We start from the raw sequence: 7,709 nt of genomic DNA on the forward strand, positions 1-7,709 counted from the left end.
CTATTAAGAATGGCAAGAAAGGAAGATGAAAATAGTTGGTGCGCTTGGCGGGAATTGAACCCACGACCCTCGGCTTCGGAAACCGATACTCTATCCAACTGAGCTACAAGCGCATTATCTAAGCATATAAGCATATATTTGAGCCGCTATATTATAATGACCATTATGCTCAAGCCCGCTAGTCTAGCAAAAACCATTAAAAAAAACCAATATTATCACGCATATTCAATGACAACCGCTACGATAATTTGATACATTAGGCATCATCCGCAATAATTGGGTAACTTAAATAGGCATAAAAGTGCCTTTTGTCGTAAGAGTCACTATTGATACATGGCTTTTAACCCCCTTTTCCCCTTATAATAATAGGGAAAAGAATTTATTACTGGTTTTAGATACTAAAGTTAAAACAATTCACTCAATCATACACGACGTTTTAAGATTGCTTAGCCATTTAATTATTAAGCTAAATTATAGCAACTTAGAGATGTCGCTCTAAAAAGAGATTGTGACGCATGAAAAAAATCGTGATGTTATCCGCTGCCGCCATCTTTGCTTTATCAGGTATTTCTATAAGCCAAGCGGAAGACGCTGCTGCTCCAGCTGCACAGTCGACTAAAGCGGCTGCTACGACCACTGATGCTAAAGCAGCGAGTACCAATACAGTAGCAGATCAAAAAACTACTGATAAAGCTGCTGATGCAACAGCTACGGATACTAAAGCTGCTGATGCAACAGCTACTGATGCAACAGCTACTGATGCCGCGGCTGCCGGCGGTGAAGCTACTGCTGCTGCACCTGCAAAGCCAGTTGAGGAAGAGCCGATCCCTCAAGATACCCCGCAAGTTAAAAAACTTATTGCTTTATATCCAAAGCTTATCGAACGTATTCACCCATATGGCAAGGTATGTTTTGAAGGTGACGACAACTGTGACATCACATTAACTGCTTCAAGTTCAGGTAATCCTGGTGAGCCACGTGATGGTAAAGCGGTTTATGAGTCTATCTGTCAAAACTGTCATGGTAGCGGTGTGTTAGGTGCACCTAAGTTCGGTGATAAAGGCTCGTGGGCACCTCATGTAGCCAAAGGTAAAGCGACATTATATGATCATGCTATCCATGGCTTCAATAAAATGCCAGCTCGTGGTGGTGCAGATATTCCGGATGAAGAAGTTCATAATGCTGTTGATTATATGGTAGAACAATCTAGTTAGTTTTTTATTAAGTGAATATTGATGAGCAAACAGATTATTTAAACCATAAGCTTATTCTTTATTCACAAATAGTTGATTAATTCAAGTTGGTGCTAAAAAAGACTTAATAGATTTAATCTCTATATTTAACAAAGACGCTCACGCCTAAGTGGGCGTTTTTTGTTGTGTTAATGATTGATAAATTTTATTAATAGCTATCTTTATTGCGTATGGGTTTAAGTATACATTTTAAGCACCATATATAACGATTATCGCCATCCATATTTTTAGCTAACTTATGTTCTAAGCTAAATGACTATCTAAACTAAATGGCTATCCAAGCTAAATGACTATCCAAGCTAAATGACTATCTTCGCCTATACAGATGTGACTATATGACTACTTCAATGCCTGCATTACAGATTAATAATCTCTCTAAAGTTTATGGTAATGGCTTTACTGCCTTAAAGAACGTAAATCTAACCGTCCCTCAAGGTGGCTTCTTTGCGTTACTAGGTCCAAATGGGGCTGGTAAATCAACTATGATTGGGATTATTAGTTCGCTATTTAAGCCTACCGAAGGAAGCGTTAAAATTTTTGGTACGGACTTATTACAGAATCCCTCCATTGCCAAGCAGTATTTAGGCATTGTGCCGCAGGAATTTAATTTTAACCAATTTGAGAAGGTTGAAGATATTTTAATCACTCAAGCCGGTTATTTTGGTATTGCTGCCAAAGAGGCGAAACCTAGAGCCAAAAAATTGCTAACTGCCTTGGGTTTATGGGACAAGCGAAATAATAAATCCCGTGAACTGTCAGGTGGTATGAAACGTCGTCTGATGATTGCGCGCGCGCTTATCCATAAGCCTAAGCTACTGATATTGGATGAACCTACAGCAGGTGTCGATATTGAACTGCGTCGCTCAATGTGGGAATTTATGCAACAGATTAATCAAGAAGAAGGCACTACCATTATTCTTACTACTCATTATTTAGAGGAAGCTGAGCAATTGTGTCGCTATATCGCTATTTTAGACCATGGCGAGATTCGTATTAATACAGAAATGAAAGAATTGCTAGGCCAATTATCTATTGAAACCTTTGTATTAGACTTAGAGAAGCCAGTATCTAACGCAGTAATGCTTCACGGTATCACTGATTTCTCACAGCCCGATCCTCAAACGATTGAAGTAACATTGTCTGAAGGTGAGTCATTAAATGCTGTATTCCAGCAGTTAACTCAACAAGGAATCGAGATTTCAAGTATGCGCAATAAAGCCAACCGTTTAGAAGAGTTATTTATGCGTCTAGTAGAGCAAGGTGTACAAACCAAAGATAGTATGAAGGAGGCGGGACTATGAGTAATATTAACGATGATTCTTTCAATAATACCCGTATCAATGATGGCTTAACTTTTGCCCAAAAGTGGATAGCCTTTCGTACTATTTTAATCAAAGAAGTGCGTCGTATCTTGCGTATTTGGCCACAGACTTTGTTACCCCCTGTTATTACCATGAGTTTATACTTTATCATCTTTGGTAAAATGATTGGCTCACGTGTAGGAGATATGGGCGGTGTGCCCTACATGCAATTCATTGTACCTGGTCTGATTATGATGTCAGTAATCACCAATAGTTATTCTAACGTAGTGTCTAGCTTCTTTAGTGCAAAATTCACCTCAAGTATTGAAGAGCTGTTGGTCTCACCAGTGTCTAAACACTCCATATTGATAGGCTATATAGGCGGCGGTGTGTTTAGAGGCATAATGATAGCGATTATAGTATCTATTGTGGCTCAGTTCTTTACCAAGCTCGGTATCGAAAACTTTTTTGTAATGGTATTTACTGTACTGGGCACCTCAGTGTTGTTTTCTTTAGGCGGTTTTATAAATGCAGTATTTGCCCGATCCTTTGATGACATTTCAATTATTCCAAGTTTTGTATTGACACCATTGACATATTTAGGTGGTGTCTTTTACTCGTTAGAGAACTTATCACCAGTTTGGCAAAATATCTCTTTGTTAAACCCAATTGTCTATATGGTTAACTCTTTTCGTTATGGTATTTTAGGATATTCTGACGTTAATGTTTGGTACTCGATGACCGCGATATTTATTTTTTGTGCAATTTTCTACATGATTGCTTATCGTCTATTGGATAATGGGTCTCGTTTAAGACTGTAAAGGTAATACTGTGAATGTAACAGAGTTAATTTGAGATAAGATAGTTGTTTACTTTAATTAGTTTCAAATTTTAATGCTAAATCTAAAATAGGACTTAGTTATGAGTATTCATGGCGTATTAGGGGAGGCTACTAGCTACCCAAAAACCTATCAGCCAGAAACTTTGTATGCCATTGCGCGAAACATGGGTCGTAACCAAATTGATTGGGACAATGATAAATTGCAATTGGGAGTGGATTGGTGGCACGCCTTTGAAGTGTCTTGGTTAAATAACCAAGGTATTTCGCAGATGGCTATTGCACGCTTTTCGATACCAGCCAGCTCTACAAATATCGTCGAGTCTAAGTCGCTCAAATTATATCTAAATAGCCTAAACTTTACCGAGTTTGATAGCTGGCAAGCGGTTCAAAATACTATCACACAGGATTTATCTGCCTGTGTTGAAGCTACCGTATCAGTTGAGCTGTTTGAATTGGATGCTATTAGTTCAGGTAGCCAACTTGATACAGGGTTTTTAATTGCTCATCCACTTGGAAAATGTATTGATAAAGCATTACAAGACTCAAATATTAAAGTAGAGACGGTAGATCACCCAGACGCCAGCTTATTACTCGCTGACTCAAGGTTGACCGATTCAAGTGTAAAGAAAGTTGAGAAGGGTGATCAAAGACTATATCAGTTCTACTCAAATTTATTGCGTAGTAACTGTCCGGTCACCAATCAACCTGATTGGGGCACTGTGGCAATAGAAATAACCACAGCACAGACAATAGATGAGGCAATGCTATTAAGATATATTCTTAGTTTCCGTCAGCACAACGGCTTTCATGAACAATGTGTAGAGCAGATTTTTGCAGATTTAAGCCGAATATATCAACCGTCTAAACTTATGGTTCGTGCTTGGTATACTCGCCGTGGTGGAATTGATATTAATCCTTGCCGTGTAAGTGACTCAAGTCTTATGCCAGCACCAAGCCGTTTGGTACGTCAATAGAGTGAGTTTGAGTGGTCTAAAACGAAAGTAAAATATAAGTAACTATTGTAGACTAATCTTATTTAAAATAACTTGAAATATGACCTCAGTTATTAACCGAATGTATTCAATGATTTTATGTTTTTTTTAATTTGCATTATTTTATATAGATAAATTGACGTTTGTAAGTTTGATACTCAATTTAATAAATTTAGTTGACATAAGCCAAAAAAAAACCGATCATATAAAAAATGGTTAGTCGGTTAACCTTCACAATTTAGTGAGTTAACTAAAAAGTAGCAACTATTTCTGGATTACCATCTGCTTTAGGGTGGCTACTTTTAATGTGATGAATAGGGCTGTTTTTATTGCCTGTGTTCAGGGACTTATCGGTCTACAGCGACTAAGTAATCATTCTGTATAGCGATTATAGAATTATAATGTTTACAGTTTGATGGGTATAATTATTTATACTTTTTAACCCGATTAGTATGTTTTAAGTGCACTTTAAGTTTTATATAAGTGTCATGATCTATAAGCACACCAATCTTGTTAAGTTCTTAAAATCGTGCTTACTGTTGAATAAACTAGTAAGGCACAGCTTCCAAAAGCGTCGCTTTGTTACCTTATTATTAAGCTCCCATATCACATGGCTAATGCCTAGTGGTATTTTTGTCGTTTCTATAAGTTTATTTAAAGGTTAATTAGTTATATATTAAATTATTTTTTTAGTTATATAGATATCCATTTTATATATTGATTAATAGGATTATTTGAATAGCACTAAATTTGCCCAATAAAATTTTAAACTATACAAGTATTCTACGTAAATACTATAAGCTCCAAGCTTTGATGACCAGCAACTTTTAGCGATAAAAGTCTTAATAACATCCCGCAATAAAATAGGTGATGACAGTGACTGAAACAACCCAAAGCCCTAATATGACAGGGCACAATCAAACAGCAGATGCTGCCAAAAACTTTGATAAGAAGCGTGAGCTTTTAGAAAAAGGCGAAGGCCCAGTTATGCTTTCTGGCGGTGAAATGCTAGTCCAGTCTTTGATTGATGAAGGCGTCGAGTATATATTTGGTTATCCAGGTGGTGCCGTTCTGCACATTTATGACGCTATTTTCAAGCAAGATGCTATCGAGCATATTTTAGTACGTCATGAACAAGCGGCAGGTCACATGGCAGATGCATATTCACGTCGTACTGGCAAGACAGGTGTAGTGTTAGCTACATCAGGACCTGGGGCTACCAACACCGTAACAGCTATTGCCACGGCTTTTATGGACTCTATTCCGATGGTGATTATCTCAGGTCAGGTACCTAAACATCTTATCGGAGATGATGCCTTTCAAGAAACGGACATGATTGGCGTTTCACGTCCCATTGTTAAGCATAGTTTCCAAGTACGTCATGCCAGCGAAATTCCTGGTATTATCAAAAAAGCTTTCTATATTGCACAGTCAGGTCGCCCAGGTCCAGTAGTTATTGATATCCCAAAAGACACTACTGCACCGCATGAGAAGTTTGAATATAACTATCCAGAATCTGTCACTCTACGCTCTTATCAGCCTTCAGTTAAAGGCCACAGTGGTCAGATCAAGAAAGCCATTGATACATTGTTATCAGCCAAACGTCCTATTTTGTATGCAGGGGGCGGGGTAATCTTAGGCAATGCTCATGAACAATTGACTGAGCTTGCTCACAAGTTAAATTTACCCGTTACTAATACCTTGATGGGTTTGGGCGGTTTCCCAGGTTCTGATCCTCAATTCTTGGGTATGTTAGGCATGCACGGTACTTATGAAGCCAATATGACTATGCATCACGCGGATGTTATTATGGCAATTGGTGCGCGCTTTGACGACCGAGTAACCAACGATGTTAATAAATTCTGTCCAAATGCTAAGATTATCCATATTGATATTGATCCTGCATCGATTTCTAAAACAATAAATGCTGATATCCCAATTGTAGGTGATGTCAAGTCCGTATTAAGCGATATGCTTAATTTACTAGAGGGCGAAGATAAGCAGTTGGATCAGTCTGCCTTATTAGATTGGTGGGCACAGATTAATGAATGGCGTAAGCGTCATGGTCTACGATACGACACTAGTACGGATGATGGCATGAAGCCTCAAACGGTGGTTGAGAAGTTATATGAGGTCACCAATGGCAACGCCATTATTACTAGTGACGTAGGTCAACATCAGATGTTTGCTGCCCTTTACTACAAATATAATGAGCCTCGTCAATGGCTAAATTCTGGTGGGTTAGGCACAATGGGTGTTGGTCTTCCATATGCTATGGCTGCCAAATTGGTAGAGCCTGAGCGTGATGTGGTATGTATTACTGGAGAGGGCTCTATTCAGATGAATATTCAAGAGTTATCTACCTGTTTCCAGTATGGTTTACCTGTCAAGATTTTATGTTTAAACAATGCTCAGTTGGGTATGGTTAAGCAGTGGCAAGATATGCTTTATGAAGGCCGCCACGCTTCTTCGTATATGGAGTCACTACCTGATTTCGTTAAGCTTGCAGAGAGCTATGGCCATGTTGGTATTAAGATAACAGACCCTGATAAGCTTGAAGAGCAATTGGCAGAAGCAATGGCAATGAAAGATAAACTGGTATTTATAGACGTTTATATAGATCGTAATGAGCACGTATATCCGATGCAAGTTGCAGGGCAGTCTATGCGCGATATGTGGTTATCTAAGGGGGAGCGTACCTAATGCAGCATTTAATCTCTGTACTAATGGAAAACGAAGCTGGGTCGCTATCTCGATTAGTGGGCCTATTTTCTCAACGCGGTTATAACATTGAATCCTTAAACGTTGCTCCAACGGAAGATGAAACCATTTCACGTTTAACCTTAACTACCAATGCGAGTGCTGACAAGATTGAGCAAATTACCAAGCATTTGCATAAGTTAATTGAAGTGGTTAAAGTTATCGATTTGACCGACAATGCCCATGTTGAGCGTGAGCTGATGTTGATTAAAGTTAGGGCTACAGGCAGCGCGCGTTCTGAAGTCAAACGTAGCGCTGATATCTTTCGTGCTCAAATCGTTGATGTGACTGCAAGTATATATACCCTACAAATTGTGGGTGACGAAGCCAAGCTCGACGGCTTTATTGAAGTGCTTGGTCGTGACCGTATTTTAGAAGTGGTTCGCTCTGGTGTAATTGGCATCTTACGTGGTGAGCGCACGCTTAGCATTTAGTCTTAAATTAAGTATTAATAGCAATTGTTGTTTTTTTATATAGCTTATTAGCATTGTTTATTCTGTAATTGTCACACCCTATACCCTTGTCAATGCTGTAATTCATTGACAAGGGTTTTAATTAAATC

General features: G+C 38.6%; 6 protein-coding genes and 1 tRNA gene. 6 read left to right on the top strand and 1 reads right to left on the bottom strand.

What is annotated here, in order from left to right; translation table 11 throughout:
• Window positions 1-36: 36 nt before the first annotated feature.
• Window positions 37-113: transfer RNA gene (locus QZ265_RS08600), tRNA-Arg, on the bottom strand.
• A 402-nt stretch (window positions 114-515) separates the two neighbouring features.
• Between QZ265_RS08600 and QZ265_RS08605 the strand changes: the two genes are divergently transcribed.
• The 6 genes from QZ265_RS08605 to ilvN all read left to right on the top strand — a co-directional run bounded on the left by QZ265_RS08605 (window position 516) and on the right by ilvN (window position 7,581).
• Window positions 516-1,214 carry a c-type cytochrome gene (locus QZ265_RS08605; protein ID WP_296405327.1) on the top strand — a complete coding sequence of 233 codons (699 nt, stop codon included), beginning with the start codon at window positions 516-518 and terminating at the stop codon, window positions 1,212-1,214.
• A gap of 374 nt (window positions 1,215-1,588) precedes the next feature.
• Window positions 1,589-2,554 (top strand): ABC transporter ATP-binding protein, encoded by a 966-nt coding sequence (locus tag QZ265_RS08610; protein ID WP_296405329.1) that lies wholly within the window; start codon window positions 1,589-1,591, stop codon window positions 2,552-2,554.
• Window positions 2,551-3,375, top strand: a complete 825-nt coding sequence (locus tag QZ265_RS08615) for an ABC transporter permease (protein WP_296405331.1) — start codon at window positions 2,551-2,553, stop codon at window positions 3,373-3,375. Before QZ265_RS08610 ends, QZ265_RS08615 begins: the two co-directional genes overlap by 4 nt.
• A gap of 100 nt (window positions 3,376-3,475) precedes the next feature.
• Complete coding sequence (gene queF, locus QZ265_RS08620; protein ID WP_296405333.1) at window positions 3,476-4,369, top strand: NADPH-dependent 7-cyano-7-deazaguanine reductase QueF; 894 nt, start codon at window positions 3,476-3,478, stop codon at window positions 4,367-4,369.
• A gap of 1,005 nt (window positions 4,370-5,374) precedes the next feature.
• On the top strand, window positions 5,375-7,090 hold the full coding sequence (locus tag QZ265_RS08625) for an acetolactate synthase 3 large subunit (protein ID WP_296405338.1): 1,716 nt from the start codon (window positions 5,375-5,377) through the stop codon (window positions 7,088-7,090).
• Window positions 7,090-7,581 (top strand): acetolactate synthase small subunit, encoded by a 492-nt coding sequence (gene ilvN, locus QZ265_RS08630; protein ID WP_296405335.1) that lies wholly within the window; start codon window positions 7,090-7,092, stop codon window positions 7,579-7,581. Before QZ265_RS08625 ends, ilvN begins: the two co-directional genes overlap by 1 nt.
• Window positions 7,582-7,709: the final 128 nt, after the last annotated feature.

Origin of the sequence: Psychrobacter sp. (assembly GCF_018260395.1) — a bacterium.
Taxonomy (GTDB): Bacteria; Pseudomonadota; Gammaproteobacteria; order Pseudomonadales; family Moraxellaceae; genus Psychrobacter.

What these genes read in the sequence shown, in the direction of transcription:
- QZ265_RS08605 (WP_296405327.1), top strand. Translation starts at nt 516, where the DNA reads ATGAAAAAAATCGTGATGTTATCCGCTGCCGCCATCTTTGCTTTATCA.
- QZ265_RS08610 (WP_296405329.1), top strand. Translation starts at nt 1,589, where the DNA reads ATGACTACTTCAATGCCTGCATTACAGATTAATAATCTCTCTAAAGTT.
- QZ265_RS08615 (WP_296405331.1), top strand. Translation starts at nt 2,551, where the DNA reads ATGAGTAATATTAACGATGATTCTTTCAATAATACCCGTATCAATGAT.
- queF (WP_296405333.1), top strand. Translation starts at nt 3,476, where the DNA reads ATGAGTATTCATGGCGTATTAGGGGAGGCTACTAGCTACCCAAAAACC.
- QZ265_RS08625 (WP_296405338.1), top strand. Translation starts at nt 5,375, where the DNA reads ATGCTTTCTGGCGGTGAAATGCTAGTCCAGTCTTTGATTGATGAAGGC.
- ilvN (WP_296405335.1), top strand. Translation starts at nt 7,090, where the DNA reads ATGCAGCATTTAATCTCTGTACTAATGGAAAACGAAGCTGGGTCGCTA.